The organism is Haematospirillum sp. H1815, assembly GCF_012102705.1.
Classification (GTDB): Bacteria; Pseudomonadota; Alphaproteobacteria; order Rhodospirillales; family Rhodospirillaceae; genus Haematospirillum.
This window is the reverse complement of record NZ_JAAVTA010000011.1, coordinates 24,086-44,684: the sequence shown is the minus strand read 5'-3', so window position 1 is coordinate 44,684 and position 20,599 is coordinate 24,086. Positions and strand designations below refer to the sequence as shown.

Here is a 20,599-nt window from a genome sequence, read left to right as displayed (position 1 = left end):
CTTCCTGTGTCCAATACACCTTCGGTATCACTGTCCCTGATGGCGGTCATCGCCGCAGTGACCGACGATGTTCCACGGATCCTGCTTGCCAGAGATCAACCTTCGCACTTTGATGTTACAGGCCATACCCATTATGCCTCTGCAGGAACACTGCCCTGCGGCCCCTTTGATCCAGCCAGCCATCGTAGCCTTGATCATGGGTGCCGGCAGTGGGTCGAAACACGAACAGGCCTGGCACTGCAATATGTGGAGCAGTTGTACACGTTCGGCGGCCGGAATCGTGATCCGCATGAACTACACGGAGCCGGACGCTTGGTTTCAATCGCATATCTGGCCCTGACACGCGAAACAGGAACCAACAAGCACAACAAGGCAACATGGCATGACTGGTACAGCTTTCTACCATGGGAGGACTGGCGAGCAGGACGTCCGGAACTGATTGACCGTGTCATCATGCCATGCCTGCGCTCATGGGCAAAGGAACAGGCCTGCTCCGTACGTAAACACCGTCTGGATCGTATTGATCTTGCCTTCGGAACAACAGCCCCCGGCACATTCGATCCTGTCAGAGCCCTGGATCGCTACGAACTTCTCTACGAAGCCGGCTTGGTCCATGAGTCCCGGCGTGATGCCGATGCCTTGGCCCAGGCCAATGGCAAAAAAGCCCCACCTGTGCCTGACACCAAAAGAAACGTGATAGCCGCCTTGGGCAAACCCATGGAAATGGATCACCGGCGCGTACTGGCCAGTGCCCTGACCCGGTTGCGGGGCAAGCTGGCATGGCGCCCGGTTGTTTTTGACCTGGTTCCGGATACCTTTACCCTGCTGCAGCTTCAGCGCGTTGTTGAAGCCTTGTTTGGCACCACAGTTCACAAGCAGAATTTCCGGCGGACCATCGCAAGCATGGATTTGGTGGAACCAACAGGAAAAATGGAAACCCAGGGACGTGGTCGTCCGGCTGAATTGTTCCGATTCCGCCGCGCCGCTATCCTGGAACGCCGCACGCTGGGTATTGGCGTCCCGGTTGTACGCGGAGAACAATCCTAACACATTGATATACATCGTGTAGAGCAGGCATAAACATCCATATCTTTGTTTCCGGGCTCACATTCCTCTTGCCACATTCCATAATATACTCTAGAAGAGCATATTAATTATACTCAGGATGAGCACGATTCTGCCCGCTTCCCACAGGCGGCAAGGAATCATCGGGAGTTTTTCCTATGAATATGCCCCGGAAACCGGATCTTGACCTTCTCTATACGCGCATGCAGTCCATGCTGACGCCAATGGAATGGTCCCTGATAACACCGGTTATCGAACACATTCAGGCCCTGAAAGCAGAGCGTCAGGCTGTTATTCTGGCCCATAATTATATGCGCCCGGAAATTTTCCACGGCGTTGCCGATATCACGGGGGACTCTCTGGCCTTGGCGCAGAAAGCCGTTGAGGTAGATGCGGAGGTTATCGTCGTTGCCGGGGTTCACTTTATGGCAGAAACAGCCAAGCTTCTGAACCCGACACGAACGGTCCTTATTCCGGATATGCGCGCCGGGTGTTCACTGGCTGAATCTATTACACCAGATGCTATCCGGGCCTTGAGACAACAATGGCCCGGGGTGCCTGTGTGTGTGTATGTCAACACCTCGGCTGCCGTCAAAGCCGAAGCAGACATCTGCTGTACATCAGGAAATGCAGTACGAATTGTGGAGGCGATTGCCCGCGAAACCGGCAGTGACAGCGTTCTGTTCCTGCCCGATCGTTATCTGGCAGCATGGGTTCAGACCCAGACCGATGTCCGCATTATCCCCTTTGATGGATCCTGCGAGGTGCATGAACAGTATCGTCCCGAGGACATACACAGCATCCGCGAAGACTACAACAATGACCTGGTTGTAATTGCCCACCCGGAATGCCCATCTGACGTGATCCAGGCCGCAGACTTTGCCGGTTCAACCGCCCAGATGGCAGATTACCTGGAACGGGAGAAACCCGGTCGGGTCCTTCTGATCACAGAATGCTCGATGGGGGACAATCTGATGAAGTCCCATCCTGAAACAGACTTTATCCGATCCTGCCACATGTGCCCGCACATGAAGCGCATTACCCTGGAGTCTATTGCAAACAGCCTGCAAACGCTGGAGCCACGCATTGATATTCCGGCCGAACTGGCACGCCGCGCCCGGGTATCTGTTGAACGGATGCTGGCTGTCGGGCGTTCGTAACATGGATCAGCCCGTCGTTGTGGTAGGAAGCGGGGCCGCAGGCATGGCAACAGCCTTGGCCTTGGCGCCCCTTCCGGTTGTTCTGATCACAAAAACCAATGCCATCATCTCAGGCTCAACGCCCTGGGCACAGGGGGGAATGGCAGCCGTTCTGTCTCCGGACGATCATGTTCGGGAGCATGCAGCCGATACCATTGCAGCGGGGGCAGGCCTGACGGATTCCGAAATGGCCCATCTACTGGCAAAGGAAAGTGCATCATACTTCTTGGAGGCGCTGAAGAAAGGGCTGCCCGCCGACCGCAAGGAAGATGGTTCGTTGTGCCTGGGGCGTGAAGCAGCGCATTCTACCAATCGTATTCTTCACATCAACGGCGACCGGTCTGGCCTTGGTCTCGCATCCTGGTTGGTCAAACAGGTGCAGGCTGCAGAACATGTAGCAGTCCTGACATCAACCATGGCCGCACGGCTGACATCAACAGACAGCCGCGTGGATGGTATCTGGCTGTATAGCGACACGATGGGATGGTTCCATCAACCGGCCCGGGCCGTTGTTCTGGCAACGGGCGGCTGGGGGCAGCTATGGCCCGGCACAACCAACCCGGTGGAAAATACGGGTGATGGTCTGGCAATAGCCGCTCAGGCCGGGGCCATGATCGCAGACATGGAGTTCATGCAGTTCCATCCAACGGCCCTGTCCGTTCCGTCCCGCACCATACATGGCTTTTCCCGCCTTCCCCTGCTGACAGAGGCACTGCGCGGGGCTGGCGCCATTTTGCTGAATGAACACGAACACCGCTTTGTCGATGAGCTGGCCCCGCGTGACATCGTTGCCCGCGCCATAGAAGCCGAACGCCTGCGCGGACAAACTGTCTTTCTGGATTTACGCCCTGCCCTGGCCCGAAAAGATGGCAACACGTTTCCCCAGGTGATTGAAATCTGTCGGTCACATGGGCTGGACCCCAGACGGACACCAATTCCCGTAGAACCCGCCGCACACTACGCCATGGGTGGCATCGTAACAGACAGTCACGGACGAACCAGCTGCCAAGGACTGTGGGCTGTCGGAGAGGTTGCGTGTACGGGCATCCACGGTGCCAATCGCCTGGCTTCGAACTCCCTGCCCGAGGCTCTTGTTTTTGGAAAAAGGGCAGCTACGGGTATTCAATCCACACCTTCTGTTGGTAGAAAATATAGAGTGGAGCAGAGGGACAAGCCACCTTTCAACACCCTGCCCGATCCTGGCTGCCTTGGAACCTTGCGCCTTCTGGCTGGTCAGGCACTGGGGATCAGTCGCAACGCGGAAGGAATGGAACGCATGCTTGCCTTCCTGGATGAACGAACAGCAGAAGCACCAAACGGGATGCATCCAAGCGCAGCCCTGGAAACACATTCCCTTCTGATGACGGCGCGCCTTGTCTGTACTGCAGCCTTGAAACGCAAGGAAAGCCGGGGAGCACATATGCGCACAGACTTCCCCCATTGCGACCCTGCCCTCGCACACCGTCACAAGCAAATCCTGACACCCGCTACACTAACGCACCAAAGCGCAGGGGCCATGACTTCTCTCTCGTCCCACACTGTGCCGGAGCCTTTCTTGTCATGAGCATACCCCACCCCCTTCTGCTTGACCCAATCCTTCAACAAGCCCTGCGCGAAGACATAGGACGGGCCGGTGACATCACCACCGATGCCATTGCGCCACCACATCTGACCATGCAGGCTGAATTCCGGTTCCGTGAAGGAGGGCGCCTGTGCGGTCTTGCTGCAGCAGAACGAACCATGATGCTGGTAGACCCATCCGTGGCCTTCCGAAGCCTGGCAAAAGATGGCGATGATGTTGAAGCCGGCACGGTTGTTGCTACGGTTACAGGCTCAGCGCGCTCCATCCTGACTGGAGAGAGGGTTGCCCTTAACCTTCTGGCCCGCCTTTCGTCCATTGCCACGGTAACACGGCTCTGCGTCCAGAACGCCCAACCACACAAGGCACAAATCGCCGATACCCGCAAAACAACGCCAGGGCTTCGCATTCTGGAAAAATGGGCTGTCCGGACCGGTGGAGGAATTAATCACCGCTTTGGCCTGGATGATGCCGTCATGATCAAGGACAATCACATTGCAGTGGCTGGTTCTGTCAAGGAGGCTATTCGGCGTGTCCGCGAGCATGTTGGTCATATGGTGAAAATAGAGATTGAGGTTGATACCCTGGATCAGCTGGACCACATCCTGTCTCTTCCACCTTCACTGTCTGTTGACGTCGTCTTGCTTGACAACATGACACCAGATGCCCTGGGGCAGGCCGTGGCCATGGTAAACCATCGCCTTGTCGTAGAGGCCAGTGGTGGTATAACCCCCAATACCATCGCAGACGTTGCGGCGACTGGTGTAGACGTCATATCTCTTGGCTTCCTCACGCACAGCGTACGCCAGCTTGATATCGGCCTGGACGTGGCACCACTGTAAACAAATACACCTATACGGAGATGACTCCCCATAAGCATCAACCCCTGTTATCATAATGGCATCACTGTGCCTGATGGGGGTGAGCACATGAAACGGGGACAAAGCCTATGGCCTGCCGTTATGGCATGGATTGGCATTATCACGGTATGTTCCGGATCCTGGGCAGGCAGCGCTCCACCCTCCATCAATCTTCCCGCACTGGGACTTGAAGCCGACAGCATCACCGTTTCCGGCCTGAGTTCCGGCGCGTTTATGGCTGTACAGATGCAGGTTGCACACTCGGCAACAATCAAGGGAGCCGCTGTTTTTGGCGGAGGACCTTTCGGGTGTGCCCGTGGCGACGGCACGATGGCGACACTGACAGAAGCGGCAGCTCATTGCCAGAATCTTGTTGGCATGCCGTGGAATCCTATCAGCAGCTTTATGGGGCCTCCCGATACGCTGGCCTTGATGAACGGGGCGCAAAAACTTGAAGAGCAGAACAAGATTGATACGCTATCAAACATCAGAAAGCATCGTGTTTTCCTGTTCTCAGGAATCAATGACACCCTTATTCCTCAAGCTGTTATGCAGGCACTGGAGAACTGGTACGGGAAACTGATGCCCGCTTCTCAGATAGAAACGCTCTTTGATGTCAACGCCGGCCACGGAATGTTAAGCTTGCAAGGCTCTGTCCCGTGCCCTGTGACGCGCCTGCCCTATATCAATGACTGTCATATGGATGGTGCAGGTCGAGCCTTGTCTTTCCTGATGGACGAGACGCTACAACCTGCCGACAAAGAAAAGGGAAGATTATTCGCTTTCTCACAGCGCCCTTTTGTCCCCAACACACCAACGCGGGATGGCATGCACGAAACCGGCCATGTCTTCATTCCTGATGACTGCACAGCCGGGGAATCCTGCCGGCTGCACGTGGCTTTCCACGGATGCCAACAGAACCAGTTTTTTATAGGGAATCGCTTTTTCACAGAAACAGGCTACAACCAGTGGGCAGCCAGTAACAGGATTGTTGTTCTGTACCCCCAAGTCAGCGCAGCCCCTCTCTATAACCCGGCAGGCTGCTGGGATTGGTGGGGCTACACCAATCAAGATTACCTGAACCGTGACGGCATCCAGATACGATCCGTCCGGGCTATGATCAACCAACTGACATCACTGCCCATGGAAAGTAAAAAGCAACCAGCGCAGAAGCCAACTGGGCAATTTGCCTCCCGCTGATCCAAAGCACCGGTACCATCAGGCCCCCCCTGAGGAACTAGGAAAGGATCAGCCGAACATCAATATTCCCGCGGGTGGCATTGGAATACGGGCAAACCTTGTGGGCCTTGTCGATCAAGCCCTGCGCCGCTGCACGATCCATACCCGGCAAGGAAATCTTCAGCTCAACCTCTATCCCAAAGCCGTCCGGGATGGGACCAATGCCAACAGACCCCTCTATGCTGGCATCTGCTGGCATTGCTATACCGTCACGGTTTGAAACAAACTTCATGGCACCCAAGAAACAGGCGCTATACCCGGCAGCAAACAGCTGTTCAGGGTTTGCTCCCTCGCCACCGGGACCATTCAGCTCCTTGGGACTGGTCAGTTTAAGCTCAAGACCAGCCTCCGGGATCGAGGCATGACCATTGCGACCGCCCGTCGCCTTGGCATGGGCACGGTAAAGAACCTGCGCAATAGACATGGAACATACTCCGTAGTGAATTCAAGCGAACAGACCATCCGATCGCCTTGGTCAGCTTCCCATCTTGCGACGCAAACGACCATCCAGTTCTTCCAGGAATTGGGTCGTCGTCATCCACGGCTGATTCGGACCAATCAGGATGGCCAAGTCCTTGGTCATCTTTCCGTCTTCAACCGCCTCAACACAGACAGTCTCAAGAGCTTCCGCAAACTTGATCACCTGTGGTGTATTGTCAAACTCACCACGGAATTTCAGGCCACGAGTCCATGCAAAAATCGAGGCTATGGGATTTGTCGACGTTTCTTTCCCCTGCTGATGCAGACGATAGTGACGCGTCACAGTACCATGAGCGGCCTCAGCCTCGATTGTTTTACCATCGGGGCTAAGAAGAACGGATGTCATCAAGCCAAGCGACCCGAAACCCTGCGCTACAGTATCAGACTGCACATCACCATCGTAATTTTTGCAGGCCCAGACGAAACCACCGGACCACTTCATGGCGCAGGCAACCATGTCATCAATCAAACGATGCTCGTACGTTATGCCCCGCGCCTTGAATTCCGAGGCAAATTCGCTGTCGAAAACCTCTTGGAACAGGTCCTTGAAGCGACCGTCATACGCCTTGAGAATAGTATTCTTGGTGGACAGATAAACTGGCCAGCTCCGCATCAGTCCGTAATTGAAACAGGACCGGGCGAAGCCACGCACAGATTCATCCAGATTATACATTCCCATGGCCACACCAGCCTCGGGGAACTTGAAAACCTCATACTGGACAGGCTCACCACCGCCATCCGGCGTAAACGTCATGGTCAGGGTGCCCTTGCCCGGAACCCTGAAGTCAGTAGCGCGGTATTGGTCACCAAAAGCATGGCGACCAATGACGATTGGCTTGGTCCAGCCGGGTACATAACGGGGAACGTTACGGCAGATAATAGGCTCGCGGAATACGGTTCCATCCAGAATATTGCGGATTGTCCCATTCGGGGATTTCCACATCTTCTTCAGGCTGAATTCCTGAACCCGCTGCTCATCCGGCGTGATGGTCGCACACTTGACACCCACCCCGTACTGCTTGATCGCGTTCGCAGAATCAACCGTAATCTGGTCAGCGGTCTCATCACGCTTCTGGATGCTGAGGTCATAATACTTCAGGTCAATATCCAGATACGGAAGGATCAGCTTATCCTTGATAAACTTCCATATGATGCGGGTCATCTCGTCGCCGTCGAGTTCGACGATCGGCTTGGCGACCTTAATCTTGCTCATGTTCGGACCCTTTTACGGTTTGAGGATGGCCACACGCCCGGGATGGAGGGATCGGCCCGGTCCGGCCCACCTGAAGAAATCAGGCGGATGCACGAACCTTAAGCGCAACAGCACCTGTCACGCAAGAGCCGAACCCATATTATCTACTGACTTGAAAAACAAAGAAGACAAGAGACATCAAAACAACCCGACCCTTTCATGCACACGGCTGGCCAGATCAAGATTATTACGCGCCGCCGGCAGAACATCATCTACGTCGCTGACAACTGAATACAGCTCAAGGCCCTCGGGCCGCACGAATCCCTCGGCCGCCATGGATTCATTGAACCGCAGGAACGGAGTCCAGTACCCCCCTATATCCGCAATCACAACCGGGCGATCATGGAGCTTGAGCTGCTTCCAGGTCAGAATCTCGAACGTCTCATCCATGGTCCCGAAACCACCGGGAAGAACAGCAAAAGCATCGGAGCGCTCAAACATCATGCGTTTGCGTGTGTGCATGTCCGGCACAACAATCAATTCGGTTAGGCCTTCCATTGCCACCTCGGCGCTGGCAAGATGCTGCGGAATAATGCCGGTTACCTTTCCACCGGCCTCCAGACATGCCTTGGCGACAGTTCCCATCAAGCCAACGGCACCGCCACCATAAACCAAGCGAATTCCGTTCTCCCCAAGAAGAGTTCCCAAACGATTTGCGGCATCGGCATAGCGTGGGCTGGAGCCAAAGGAGGATCCACAAAAAACACACAGGGCATGTAAGGATGACTGCAATAAAGACATGTCAGGATTCCCGATTGTTAGACATCAAATCAAATGTTCGACGCACGGATTATGTTCAGAATACTTTCAATCCATCAAGAAACATGACAACAAGTCATGTCCATCAAAACAATTAACATAACAAAATATCTCCATGGACGATTTTTTTTCGGTACTTTACAATAAAGATTATTAAAATTCCGCCATATTTGTTAGCAAAGTGTCATTATTCATGATCTTGGACAACACCATACAAAGGAATCATCTCATGCATACGATCAAATCTATGACCTTGGTCACATCCTGCCTGCTGGCGCTTCCGATCTGCGCACAAGCTGGCGAGAAAGAAACCATCAAATACCGTGAGAACAATATGGAGATCATAGGAGCTCACATGAACTCGATCGTGGCCATCATTAAGGAACAAGTTCCGCATAAAGAGCACTTGACGGCACACGCAAACGGCCTGTCAGCGGCAGCTAAAATGAGCAGCGCTGCTTTCAAGGAAAAAACCAGTGGCGGGGATACGACAGCCAAGGACACAATCTGGTCTGACAGTGCAAAATTTGATGAAGCCATGCAGATGCTACTGACAAGCACAGCCAAACTGGAAACGGCCGCCGCATCCGGCGACATGCCTGCTGTACAGGCCGCCGTCGGGGATGTCGGCAAGAGCTGCAAGAACTGTCACGACACATTCAGAAACAAGAAATAGATCGCCTTACGATCACGTGGGAAGCACCCGCCCCTTCCCACGTGATACAGAACGCACGCACAGGCCCATCTTGGCTCACATCAAAGCTTCAGAATAAAGCCCCACACGATGAAACACGAAAAAGCAAAAAGAGCTGCGGCCCAGATCGGCCTGACAAAAGCTGGCAGCGGGGAATCGGCGGGGACATCGGCAGAATGCTTCCAGCCTGTTATCATCGGCGTTACCAGATCTTCCCCCCGTATCCGGTAATACAGCGCAGCGCTGACGTGCAGCGACACGCACAACAGCAAAAGACTAAACGAGATTCCATGAATCTCCGTCATCAGGTCGCTGATATCTTTGCCAACCAGATGCGCCAAGGGACCTTCGGAGAATATATCATCATTGGAAAAAAGCCCTGTTCCAACCTGCAGAAAGAGCACACCCAACAGAGCCAAGACCATAAGGGCACCGGCAGGATTATGACCAACATGCCGCGGTAATTCACCACGAAGGAGTGCACGCAGGTAATCCAGAACGTCAGATGGACCACGCACAAAGTGAATGAAACGGGCCGTTGATGACCCCACGAGGCCCCACAACACCCTGAAAATCAGCAAGGCCAGCACAACACTTCCCAAGGTCATGTGCAAATCCATATTGCCAACCAACATCCCCGTAAATGGCATGCTGAAATCAAGACCGCCAATCTCGCCTGTCAAGAACAGCATCAGAACACATGTGACCAGAGACCAGTGAAAAAGCCTTACCGGCAAATCCCAGACCTCCACTCCCTTGTCATCACCGCTCATCAAAAACCTCCTCTACATACTTCAATTCTTTGAAAAAACCTATAATACTATTCCAGTATAGAGAAATGCTCCCCTTGACACATAACAGTGTACCCCCCATAATTCTTTCGCGCAAATGCTGCAAAACAACGCAGATTTGCGCCTGCACCGTAGCATGACACGCCGCAAAGCGGGTGATATGCGCTTGGTGCCAGATAAAACCCGGGCAGGAAAACCTTGCTTTTCAAAAGGTTGGCCCGCACGGGCGGTACGACGTGTGGTGGCCATAATGGCACCTTTATTCATGTCGGAGTTCCTGACTTGGTCCGTATGATGGGAAATCACGGATTAAAGACATGAAAAGCGGCAATTTTTTGGCTTTCCATATGCCAAAGATGCGCCGATGCGGGCCTGAAAACGCTGCTCTACGGTTATGGGCAGGAAGCCTGCACACTCCACCACACGTTCATTGAGTTACCGCGTTCGCCTCGCTGAGGATCGAACTCGGGGTCGGTGCTGCTTGGTCTACAGGACGGGCAGCGTAACATCGCTCGAAGGAGGATGGACATGAATACGTTTGATTTTTCCCCCCTGTTCCGCTCTGGCGTAGGATTTGACCGTCTTGCGCGTCTGGCAGAGTCCACGTTGCGGCATTCGGGAGAACAGGCCACAAGCTGGCCACCATACAACATTGAAAAGACAGGCGAAGATTCGTACGCCATCACACTGGCCGTTGCCGGCTTCCCTGAAAATGACCTGGACGTTGAAGTGCACGACGACCTGCTGGTTGTCCGTGGCGATCGGTCTCCCTTGGCCGGTAACACTGACGCCGCCCCGAATAACGGGGACCAAGGGGATCGCCGCTATTTGCATCGGGGTATAGCGTTCCGCAGCTTTGTGCGCCACTTCCAGCTGGCAGACCATATGACGGTTACAGGCGCCCATCTGGAAAACGGGCTATTGACCATCACACTGGTCCGCAAGATCCCTGAGGCGTCAAAACCAAGGCATATTGCCATCGCCACAGAGGCGAAGGCATTGCCCAGCGCCGCTTGATCCCGGCTTGTACCGGGGCAGGTGCCATGATCCTGCCCCGGTCATGAGGGATAATTGCATCGCCACACAGCAGGGAGATGATCATCATGACAACACTGGCGCTCTCGCCCCCCCGCTCGTCGTTGCCGGTAGAGGAAAGCTTAACTCTCTACTTGGCCGAGATACGGAAGTTCCCCCTTCTTTCTGTGGAAGAAGAGCATGGACTGGCGCGTGACTTCACCCTGACAGGCAACCAGAAAAGCTTGCACCGCCTGGTTACGAGCCATTTGAGACTGGTCGTAAAGGTAGCCATGCAATACAAACGCTATGGCTTGCCAATGGCAGACCTGATTGCCGAAGGCAACCTTGGCCTGATACGGGCCATACAAAAGTTTGAGCCAGACAAGGGATTCCGCCTCTCCACCTACGCCGTATGGTGGATACGGGCTGCCGTCAACGAGTATGTCCTGAACTCCTGGTCTCTTGTCAAAATCGGAACGGCATCAACCAGAAAGCGGCTCTTCTATAACCTGAGACGCATGAAAGCCAAGCTTGGTATTTATGGGGACAAACCGCTCCGGGATGAACAGGCCGAGGAGATTGCCCGCACACTGGATGTCAGCGCAGATGATGTGCTGGCCATGGATGCCCGCCTGAACCGACGGGACGGATCGCTGAACGCAATGGCAGGAGCCGAAAGCGATACAGAGCGTCTCGAGCTTTTGGTCGACGAACGGCCGGACCAGGAGTCTGTCCTGGAGACAACCGAGGAACGTGACCGCTCTCACCACCTTGTGCACACGGCGCTCGGTACACTGAACGAACGCGAGAAGGACATCCTGACCCGTCGCAAACTGACGGATGATCCGGCCACTCTTGAAAGCTTGGGCGAAGACTATGGCCTGTCACGGGAACGCATACGCCAGATCGAAGCCCGCGCGCTACAGAAGCTGGAAACCCGCATCCGCGAACTGATTGCAACAGAGCACCGGAACATCAGACAGGCCCTGCAACGCTGGAAAAATCCGATACTGGCAAACCCAAAAATGGGTGGAATATGCCCCGCCTGAAATCGGAAATTCCTGATGAAAAGGGCTATATGAACAGGAGAGCCTGCCTGCAAAGATGTGGACCTAGCGTGGAAGATGAATAACGGCCCGCAGTCCACCGAGGGTGCTGTCATCCAGCAAAACCTCACCCCCATGGGCGTGGGCCATCTCACGCGCAATGCTCAACCCCAGGCCGACACCGCCGGTCTGGGTGTTGCGTGAAGGATCACCCCGCCAGAAAGGCCTGAACACATCCTCTCTGACAGGGAGCGGTATACCAGGGCCATCGTCTTCAACAACCAGGCTGATCCACTCTTTCCCCACTTCAAGCCCCAAACGCACACGCGTCCCGTAATGGGCTGCATTGGACAGCAGGTTTCCCAGGGCACGCTCCAGCCCTTGGGCCCTTGCTGTCAGAAGGACCGGCGCATCAGGCAAAGGAACAAGCTCAATATTCACCCCGTGGCGACGAAACCGACCAGCCATTCTGTCAACCAAGTCCGAGAGGTCGGTCTCGACGGCTGTTTCTGTCCCCTCTCCACGGGCAAAATCCAGATATCCGTCCAGCATCCTTTCCATCTCGGCAATATCATCCTTGAGATCAGACGTTTCCGCACTATCCCCCATCATCGCTAATTGAAGTCGCATCCGCGTCAATGGCGTACGCAAGTCGTGGGAAACACCCGCCAGCATCTCTGTACGCTGATCGATTTGCCTACGAATTCTAGCCCGCATCTGATTGAAGGCGATGCCAGCCTGCCGGACCTCTCGCGCTCCTTCCGGTTTGATCGGTGGAAGGTCACGTCCCTTGCCAAAACCTTCTGCACTGGCAGCAAGACGCCGGATGGAGCGCACCTGATTAGATGTAAAAAGGATCGCGATCCCCAGCAGGATCAACGACGTGCCAACCATCCAGAGCAGAAAGATATACGTTGTCGATGTAAAAAGCCGTTTGCGTGGTGCCACCACGTGCAACACACCATCGGACAGCTGAACGGCGATGACGATATCTCCGGAAAAGAAATTGGCCTCGATCAAAACCGGACGCTGCAAGCTCTCACGCAGGCTGGCAGCCAGAACATCGGCCGCTTGCTCTCCTGCACTGGGTGGCGGAAGGTTCGGAAGAATCTCATCGGGAGCAAAAACGCTGTCCAAGTGCATCCGGCTGCGAGCCAGATCAAGAATCCAGCCCTGCTGTCCCTCATCCGGAAAACGGGCGAGAAGCTCGACGATAACGGCAACATCGCCGGCAATACCCAATGCCAGCCGCCGCAAGACTGTATCCCAGTGACGATCAAAAAAGACCTGCGCCGTCACAGCCTGCAGCACGACAAGAGGAACGGCAAGAATCAGCAGAAAGCGGCCCAGAAGCCCCCTTGGAACAAGACTGCGCAAGGCACGCGGTGTACCTGTTACAAGACGCATCTCAGTCCGGCCTCAAACAGTAACCGGTGCCACGCACCGTCTGCAGATAAAGAGGCTGGCGCGGATCAACCTCTATCTTGCGACGCAGGCGCGTGACCTGCACATCAACAGCTCGCACACCCCCCTCAATACCAAGGGCATCGGCCAGATCTTCACGCGACAAGGGCTCCCCGCTACGCAAAGCCAACGCCATCAACAAGTCGACTTCTGCCGTTGTCAAATGCACCCGGTCCCCACTGCACACAAGTTCTCGACGCTGAAGATCAAAAGAACACTCCCCCATACGGATATGACGAACAGCAGACTGAACATCAATGGGCCTTGGCTGCCGCCGGCGCAGAATAGCCTGGATGCGCAGCAAAAGCTCCCGCGGATCAAAAGGCTTGCCAAGATAATCATCCGCCCCGGTCTCAAGGCCTGCAACCCGATCGTCCTGCTCTCCCTTGGCGGTCAGCATCAGAACGGGAACATCAGACTGTTGACGGATTGCACGGGTCAGACTGTAACCATCTTCACCGGGCATCATGATATCGACGATCAGCAGATCAAATTCAACGGCGGCCATTTGCGTTCTGGCCTCGGCCGCATCGGGAGCAACAGAGACCATATATCCTGACTGCCCCAGAAAACGACGCAGAAGATCGCGCAAACGCGTATCGTCATCCACAACCAGAATATGAGCTGGCGCGTCGACTGGATCACTCACGGCTCAGGTCCGGTCCAGATCAGGTACCTTGGCACCACCGGGCACAGAAAGCTTGGAACGGTCTGTTTCACGCAGGATCATACCCGAGAGGACATGCCGGAAACCATCAACAGCTTCCCCCCCCGCATCACGGTAAGAACGCGCCAGAATACTTTTCTGACTCTCAAACAGCTGGCGTTCCAGGGCATAGCCCTTCTCGGTCAAATCCAGAAGGCGCTGTCGCCGGTCTTTGGTGCCCGGATTCTGGATAATATAGCCATCCCGCACCAGCTCCCCCAGAACACGCGAAAGACTTTGCTTGGTAATTTTCAGGATCGAGAGCAGATCAGATACGCTAAGCCCGGGATGACGCCCGACGAAATAGATCATCCGGTGATGGGCCCGACCAAGGCCCAGCTTGCGTAGCACAAGATCAGCTTCGGCTGTAAAATCACGATAGGCAAAGAACAGAAGCTCCATACCGCGCCGCAGCTCCTCCTCGCGGAGAAAAAGCTGGTTAACACCCGCCTTGAGATCAGTCATGAGGAAATCACCGTCATCCTTCACCTTACCCCTGGAATACCTGTAAAAAAGCCACGCTGCAACTCTGGCTCTTGTCAGCCTGTTCCAGATCGCTACAAGACATCACACAAACGACGCCACATCATCGCCAGAACCAGCAACGGCGTGCGCATCCAGCGCCCCCCGGGGAAGGCATGGTGTGGTATACGGGTGAAGACATCAAACCGACCGGCTTGGCCATCAATCACTTCGGCCATCAACTTGCCGGCCAATCCGGTCAAGGCAATGCCATGACCGGAAAAACCATGAGCAAACAAAACATTTGGTGCCAGTCGTCCAAAGTGAGGCATACGGTTCATGGTAATGGCAACCAATCCACCCCATGCATAATCAATACGCACATCGGCCAGCTGCGGGAAACAGTCCACCATGTTTTTTCGCATAGCCTCCGACACACTGGGGGGATCCAGGCGCGAGTAACTGACACGACCACCGTAGAGCAAACGATGATCACGTGAGCAGCGGAAATAGTTCAGGACAAAGCGACAGTCAGCCACGGCCTCGTTACCGGGAACAAGCGCACGGGCACGCGCCTCCCCCAAAGGCTCCGTCGCCGCAATATAGGTGCCAACCGGCATAATCGTACGGGCAAGGGTAGGCTCGCTTCCCCACAGATAGGCATTGCCGCAGAACAAAACAAAGCGTGCATAAACCTGCCCATGAGGGGTCCGGACAACAGCAGGATCGCCATCCTGCCAGGACACCATCGGGGTTTGCTCACAAAAAACAGCCCCGGCACGCTCGGCTGCAGATGCAAGTCCAAGGGTATAGTTCAATGGATGCAAGTGCCCGCCACCAGGATCATAGAGAGCGCATGTATAACGGGGGCTTGCAACATGAGCCTGTGTTTGCGCGTGGTCCCACAGCTCCAGCCCCTTGCGCCCGCCGTCTTCCCACTCCCGGCAAAGCGCATGCAAGGCAGAGGCATGCCGGCTCTGCTCCCCGACCATCACGTGACCATTCACAAAGTCACAATCGATGGCATGCTCTGCAACAAGCGAACGGGTCAGTGAGAGGGACTCTTCACACAAATCCCACAAATGGCGGGCATCATCCTCGCCGACCAGCCGGGCAATCCTGTCCTGCCCAAGATTATAGCCAGCAATCATCTGCCCGCCGGAACGGCCGGATGCACCACATCCGACCGTTCCAGCGTCCAGAACCAAGATGCGGTACCCGCGTTGCGCCAGATGCAAAGCGGCAGAGCATCCCGTAATACCTGCACCGATGATACAAACATCAACATGGCAGCTTTCCGACAACGCAGGACGCGGAGCAGCCTTGTGGGCTGAGGCAGCATACCACGACATAGAGAATTTCTGCATGTTGTCTCCCGGTTCTGTCCGTCCACATCAGCAAGATGTAACTTGAATGAATTCAGCAAGAATATCAACTTGCACAGCATCCAAAAGGTTGCGACATTTCATCCGCGTACGCGCCATGCTGTAAAATCTTGCACGCTGGCGTCCGCATAATGTTGGCCCTGCTTGGCTGTGCCCTGTTGCATGGCATACAAAACACTTCCCGGTCCCGTTTGATATGCGGGAACCGGCCATGATCTGGGAGGAATTATCGATGTCCAGGTTCCGGATTGCGCTCTCCGGCCTTCTTGCCCCCGCACTTGCCCTGATGACGGTTGTCACACCGGTGAAGGCCGAGGAAGAGAAGAAGCTGAACCTGTTTATCTGGTCGGACTATCTGGGTGAAGATACGATCCAGACCTTTGAGAAAGAAACAGGAATCAAGGTGACCGTGGATGTCTATGATTCCAATGAAATGCTTGAAGCCAAGCTTCTGGCCGGCAAGTCCGGCTATGATCTTGCTGTCCCTACCGGCGCATTCTTCCAGCGCCAGATCAAGGCCGGCGTATACCAGCCCCTGAAACAGGACCTGATCCCCAACCTGGGCAACCTGGATCAGAAACTGATGAAGGGTGCCCAGGAATTCGATGCAAATAACACCCACGGCATCATCTACATGTGGGGCACCAATGGCATGGCCTATAACCCGGCCAAGGTCGCCGAAGTTGCTGGCCCTGATGCACCGGTGGATTCATGGGCACTCATGTTTGATCCCGTATGGGCCGAAAAAGTATCAAAATGTGGCTTGTATATGATGGACAGCCCATCCGAAGTTTTTCCTTCCGCCCTGAAATATCTTGGACTTGACCCCAACTCTTCAGATCCGAAAGATATCGAGAAAGCTGAAGCCCTGCTCATGAAAGTTCGCCCTTTCGTGACCAAGTTTCATTCTTCCGAGTCCATCAATGCCCTTGCCAACGGTGATATCTGTGTGGCCATGGGCTTCTCGGGCGATATGTTCCAGGCTATCAACCGTGCTGAAGAAGCAGGTAAAGGCGTAAAGGTCACATACGTCATTCCCAAGGAAGGCAGCGAAATCTGGTTTGACTTCATGGGCGTTCTGAAGGATGCCCCACACCCGGACAATGCCATGAAGTTTATCAATCATATCCTGAAGCCGGAGATTACGGCCGGAATATCGAACACCGTGTTTTATGCCAATGCAAATACCAAATCTTTTGACCTGATTCATGATTCCATCCGCCATGACCCGGGGGTTTACCCTCCGGAATCCGTCATGAAGCATCTGTTTGTCAAAAAGGTTCCGGATCAAAAAGCTGAACGGGTCTTCACCCGGATCTGGAACCGGATCAAAACAGGGATATAAGCAATACCTGTCTCCGCCTGCCTCCAATCTTGGCCAGGCAGGCGGTTCGCCCTTTACGGCAGGCCTATTCACCTGTATTGGTCGGCACCATTCGCTCCAGTCATCGGTATGCCTGCTCGGCGACCCTCGCTCTCGCCGGTTCGGGAGACCAGGGCGTAACGGCCGCGTGCTTTTGAATCAGGGATCACGCACGGAATGTCACAACTTGCCAGAAATCTCCGCGACAAGGTTAGTAAAACCGAGAAGGGAGAAGGTCCGGAAGAGACTGTAAAAGCACTCATCCGTATTGAAAATGTCACCAAGCGCTTTGGTGACTTTGTCGCTGTCAGCGATGTATCCCTGACCATATATCAGGGGGAGCTCTTTTCCCTTCTTGGCGGCTCTGGATGCGGAAAGACAACCTTGCTGCGCATGCTGGCGGGATTTGAGACCCCATCTGCCGGACGGATCCTGATCGACGGACAGGACATGACAGACGTTCCGCCCTATGAACGTCCGGTCAACATGATGTTCCAGTCCTACGCCCTATTCCCCCATATGTCTGTGGAGCAGAACGTCGCCTTTGGCCTGAAGCAGGACAACCTGTCACGTGTTGAAATCCGCAACCGGGTCGAAGAAATGCTGGATATGGTGGAACTGGGGCATCTGGCACGCCGCCGGCCACATGAATTATCAGGTGGCCAGCGTCAACGCGTAGCCTTGGCCCGTGCCTTGGCCAAGCGACCGAAAGTCCTGCTGCTGGATGAACCCTTGGCGGCCCTTGACAAGAAACTGCGCGAACGCACGCAGCTCGAACTGGTTGGGATCCAGGAGAGTCTTGGCGTGACCTTTGTGGTTGTGACCCACGACCAGGAAGAGGCCATGACCATGTCAACCCGGGTTGCCATCATGAACCAGGGGCACATCCTCCAAGTTGATACTCCATACGCCATGTATGAGTACCCCAACACCCGGTATGTCGCGGAATTTTTTGGATCCGTGAACCTGTTTGAAGCCGTCCTGATCGAAGACGAACCTGATCATATCGTGGCACAATCCAGTGACCTTGATAAACCAATCTATGTTGGGCACGGCATCAGCGCCCGTGAAGGAGCTACGGTATACGCGGCAATCCGCCCTGAGAAAATCACCCTGTCAAAAGAAATGCCGACGGATACCAGTCATAACGTTTCTGCCGGTACCGTTCAGGACATTGTCTATCTGGGCGGTGAGAGCACGTACTTGGTCAGGCTGGATACCGGTCGCATCGTACGCGTTGACATGCAAAACCAGACCCGCTCTTCCCAGCCGGAAATCACGTGGGAGGACCGGGTCTGGATAGCATTTGAAGGCAGCAATGTTGTGGTTGTGACGTCATGAGCAACCCCGCCATCTTTGAGGATGAAGGGGTTGTTCCCCCCCATCATTCCCGGAACAACAGCAACGACAGCACCACAATACCTCCGAACCGCTTGGGACTGGGCGGACGGCGTCTGGTAATTGCCGTGCCCTATGGATGGCTGCTGCTTTTCTTTCTGGCTCCCTTTGTCATCGTCCTCAAAATCAGCTTTGCTGAATTCATGGTCGGGATTCCGCCGTATACGCCACTGATTGAGTGGGTTGATGATCAGTATCTGAAGCTGACCGTATCGCTGGAAGCATACAAGTACCTTCTGTCCGATCCCCTATACATCGGCGCCTATCTCAGTTCGCTAAAGATTGCCTTGATCTCGACATTGCTGACATTACTGCTCGGCTACCCAATGGCATACGGCATCGCGCGGTCCCCTGAAGGAATCCGCAGCGTCCTGTTGCTGATGGTGGTTCTGCCGTTCTGGACCAGCTTCCTGATCCGCGTCTATGCTTGGATTGGCATCCTGAAGCCTCAAGGATTCCTGAACAATTTCCTGATGGGTCTTGGCCTGATCACTGAGCCCCTGCCCATCTACAACACGGAAATCGCGGTCTATATCGGCCTTGTGTATTCGTACCTGCCTTTTATGGTGCTACCGCTGTATACAACCCTGGAAAAGATGGATACCTCACTGCTGGAAGCCGCAGAAGACCTTGGCTGTCGCCCGTTCAAAGCATTCCTGAGCATCACCCTGCCCCTGTCCATGCCGGGTATTATTGCTGGCTGCATGTTGGTTTTTATTCCTGCCGTCGGGGAATTTGTTATCCCGGATCTTCTGGGTGGTGCAGAAACCTTGATGATCGGAAAAGTGCTGTGGGCCGAATTCTTCAACAACCGTGACTGGCCTGCTGCATCAGCTGTTGCCGTGGCCATGCTGCTGTTTCTGGTCGGGCCCATCATGCTGTTCCAGCATTACCAGAACCGCCAGAACAGAAAGGCAGGAGAGATAACCTGATGAACCGTCGCTCTCCTTTCCTCGTCACAACACTGGCCTTCGGATTTGCATTTTTGTATATCCCGATCCTGTTGCTGGTCATCTATTCGTTCAATGAATCACGCTTGGTAACAGTATGGAGTGGCTTCTCAACGCATTGGTACGGGGAGCTGTTTCGTGACCAGCAAATTATCGCTGCGGCAAAGGTCAGCCTGCTGGTTGCATCCCTGACCGCTACCTTTGCCACTGTGCTTGGTACAATGGCGGCCATCGTGCTGACACGGTTTCGTCGATTCCGGGGACAAACCCTGTTTTCCGGGATGATCACCGCCCCCATGGTGATGCCCGAAATTATCACCGGGCTTTCCATTCTTCTGATGTTCGTCGCCCTTGAAGACTTGGTTGGATGGCCGGACGGGCGGGGCATCACAACCATTACCATTGCCCACATCACGTTCTGCATGTCCTACGTCACCATTGTTGTGCGGGCACGCCTGTCCCAGATGGACGAAAGCGTAGAGGAAGCAGCCATGGATCTGGGGGCAAGGCCGTTCAAGACCTTCCTGTTCATAACGCTGCCAATCATCAGCCCTGCTCTTCTGGCGGGGTGGCTCCTAGCGTTTACAATCTCTCTCGATGACCTGGTCATTACCAGCTTTGTTGCCGGCCCATCGTCATCAACCCTGCCCATGGTTGTTTTCTCCAGCGTCCGCCTAGGGGTAACCCCGAAGATCAATGCACTGGCAACCATCCTGATATCGTTGGCCACACTCTGTGTCCTTGTAGCAGGCTGGCTGATGGTACGACGCGAAAAGCAACGCAAGGCTGCAATGGCCCGCGCCATTGCAGAGCAAGAGCAAAATATCGCCATGCAGGGCTTGACACGATCATAGTGGATCGTCATCAAGGGCTCTTGGTTTTCACATCCA

Annotated in this window: 20 protein-coding genes; 12 read left to right on the top strand and 8 right to left on the bottom strand. The window is 54.6% G+C overall.

Going from position 1 to position 20,599, the window contains the following annotated elements:
* Nucleotides 1-6 precede the first annotated feature (6 nt).
* From HEQ60_RS09305 to HEQ60_RS09285, 5 genes are all read left to right on the top strand, one after another.
* A complete protein-coding gene (locus HEQ60_RS09305; protein WP_322099332.1) occupies nt 7-1,047 on the top strand; it encodes an NrtR DNA-binding winged helix domain-containing protein in 1,041 nt (346 codons plus the stop codon).
* A gap of 176 nt (nt 1,048-1,223) precedes the next feature.
* The gene (gene nadA / locus HEQ60_RS09300; RefSeq protein WP_168071411.1) at nt 1,224-2,225 is read left to right on the top strand and encodes a quinolinate synthase NadA; all 1,002 of its coding nucleotides are present in this window, start codon (nt 1,224-1,226) and stop codon (nt 2,223-2,225) included.
* A gap of 1 nt (nt 2,226) precedes the next feature.
* Nucleotides 2,227-3,828 carry an L-aspartate oxidase gene (locus HEQ60_RS09295; protein WP_168071423.1) on the top strand — a complete coding sequence of 534 codons (1,602 nt, stop codon included), beginning with the start codon at nt 2,227-2,229 and terminating at the stop codon, nt 3,826-3,828.
* Nucleotides 3,825-4,685, top strand: a complete 861-nt coding sequence (gene nadC, locus HEQ60_RS09290; RefSeq protein ID WP_168071410.1) for a carboxylating nicotinate-nucleotide diphosphorylase — start codon at nt 3,825-3,827, stop codon at nt 4,683-4,685. The genes HEQ60_RS09295 and nadC overlap by 4 nt, the downstream gene beginning before the upstream one ends.
* 87 nt (nt 4,686-4,772) lie before the next feature.
* Nucleotides 4,773-5,903, top strand: coding sequence for a hypothetical protein (locus tag HEQ60_RS09285; protein WP_168071409.1), 1,131 nt, complete (start codon nt 4,773-4,775; stop codon nt 5,901-5,903).
* A gap of 37 nt (nt 5,904-5,940) precedes the next feature.
* Here HEQ60_RS09285 and HEQ60_RS09280 read toward each other — a convergent pair whose 3' ends face one another.
* The 3 genes from HEQ60_RS09280 to HEQ60_RS09270 all read right to left on the bottom strand — a co-directional run bounded on the left by HEQ60_RS09280 (nt 5,941) and on the right by HEQ60_RS09270 (nt 8,415).
* Nucleotides 5,941-6,366, bottom strand: coding sequence for an organic hydroperoxide resistance protein (locus HEQ60_RS09280; protein ID WP_168071408.1), 426 nt, complete (start codon nt 6,364-6,366; stop codon nt 5,941-5,943).
* Between the two features lie 51 nt (nt 6,367-6,417).
* Entirely contained in the window at nt 6,418-7,635 is a 1,218-nt protein-coding gene (locus tag HEQ60_RS09275) for an NADP-dependent isocitrate dehydrogenase (protein WP_168071407.1), read from the bottom strand.
* A gap of 177 nt (nt 7,636-7,812) precedes the next feature.
* Nucleotides 7,813-8,415, bottom strand: coding sequence for a TIGR00730 family Rossman fold protein (locus HEQ60_RS09270; RefSeq protein WP_168071406.1), 603 nt, complete (start codon nt 8,413-8,415; stop codon nt 7,813-7,815).
* Between the two features lie 247 nt (nt 8,416-8,662).
* On the opposite strand from HEQ60_RS09270, the gene HEQ60_RS09265 reads away from it, so the two are divergent.
* Nucleotides 8,663-9,109: a c-type cytochrome gene (locus tag HEQ60_RS09265; protein ID WP_168071405.1), complete on the top strand. Its 447-nt coding sequence runs from the start codon at nt 8,663-8,665 to the stop codon at nt 9,107-9,109.
* Nucleotides 9,110-9,189: 80 nt separating this feature from the next.
* On the opposite strand, the gene HEQ60_RS09260 is transcribed toward HEQ60_RS09265, so the two are convergent.
* Nucleotides 9,190-9,900 (bottom strand): cytochrome b/b6 domain-containing protein, encoded by a 711-nt coding sequence (locus tag HEQ60_RS09260; protein WP_168071404.1) that lies wholly within the window; start codon nt 9,898-9,900, stop codon nt 9,190-9,192.
* 546 nt (nt 9,901-10,446) lie between these two features.
* Here HEQ60_RS09260 and HEQ60_RS09255 point away from each other — a divergent pair.
* Nucleotides 10,447-10,935: an Hsp20 family protein gene (locus HEQ60_RS09255; protein WP_168071403.1), complete on the top strand. Its 489-nt coding sequence runs from the start codon at nt 10,447-10,449 to the stop codon at nt 10,933-10,935.
* Between the two features lie 86 nt (nt 10,936-11,021).
* Complete coding sequence (locus HEQ60_RS09250) at nt 11,022-11,984, top strand: RNA polymerase factor sigma-32 (protein ID WP_168071402.1); 963 nt, start codon at nt 11,022-11,024, stop codon at nt 11,982-11,984.
* 63 nt (nt 11,985-12,047) lie between these two features.
* On the opposite strand, the gene HEQ60_RS09245 is transcribed toward HEQ60_RS09250, so the two are convergent.
* From HEQ60_RS09245 to HEQ60_RS09230, 4 genes are all read right to left on the bottom strand, one after another.
* Nucleotides 12,048-13,388, bottom strand: coding sequence for an ATP-binding protein (locus HEQ60_RS09245; RefSeq protein WP_168071401.1), 1,341 nt, complete (start codon nt 13,386-13,388; stop codon nt 12,048-12,050).
* A 1-nt stretch (nt 13,389) separates the two neighbouring features.
* Nucleotides 13,390-14,094, bottom strand: a complete 705-nt coding sequence (locus tag HEQ60_RS09240) for a response regulator transcription factor (protein ID WP_322099331.1) — start codon at nt 14,092-14,094, stop codon at nt 13,390-13,392.
* Between the two features lie 3 nt (nt 14,095-14,097).
* Nucleotides 14,098-14,616, bottom strand: coding sequence for a MarR family winged helix-turn-helix transcriptional regulator (locus HEQ60_RS09235; RefSeq protein ID WP_168071400.1), 519 nt, complete (start codon nt 14,614-14,616; stop codon nt 14,098-14,100).
* 92 nt (nt 14,617-14,708) lie between these two features.
* Nucleotides 14,709-15,980 (bottom strand): NAD(P)/FAD-dependent oxidoreductase, encoded by a 1,272-nt coding sequence (locus tag HEQ60_RS09230; RefSeq protein WP_168071399.1) that lies wholly within the window; start codon nt 15,978-15,980, stop codon nt 14,709-14,711.
* Between the two features lie 250 nt (nt 15,981-16,230).
* On the opposite strand from HEQ60_RS09230, the gene HEQ60_RS09225 reads away from it, so the two are divergent.
* The 4 genes from HEQ60_RS09225 to HEQ60_RS09210 all read left to right on the top strand — a co-directional run bounded on the left by HEQ60_RS09225 (nt 16,231) and on the right by HEQ60_RS09210 (nt 20,563).
* The gene (locus HEQ60_RS09225) at nt 16,231-17,343 is read left to right on the top strand and encodes a polyamine ABC transporter substrate-binding protein (protein WP_168071398.1); all 1,113 of its coding nucleotides are present in this window, start codon (nt 16,231-16,233) and stop codon (nt 17,341-17,343) included.
* Nucleotides 17,344-17,538: 195 nt separating this feature from the next.
* Nucleotides 17,539-18,702 carry an ABC transporter ATP-binding protein gene (locus HEQ60_RS09220; protein WP_168071397.1) on the top strand — a complete coding sequence of 388 codons (1,164 nt, stop codon included), beginning with the start codon at nt 17,539-17,541 and terminating at the stop codon, nt 18,700-18,702.
* Nucleotides 18,699-19,691, top strand: coding sequence for an ABC transporter permease subunit (locus tag HEQ60_RS09215; RefSeq protein WP_168071396.1), 993 nt, complete (start codon nt 18,699-18,701; stop codon nt 19,689-19,691). The genes HEQ60_RS09220 and HEQ60_RS09215 overlap by 4 nt, the downstream gene beginning before the upstream one ends.
* On the top strand, nt 19,691-20,563 hold the full coding sequence (locus HEQ60_RS09210; protein ID WP_168071395.1) for an ABC transporter permease subunit: 873 nt from the start codon (nt 19,691-19,693) through the stop codon (nt 20,561-20,563). The genes HEQ60_RS09215 and HEQ60_RS09210 overlap by 1 nt, the downstream gene beginning before the upstream one ends.
* The last annotated feature ends 36 nt before the right edge of the window (nt 20,564-20,599 follow it).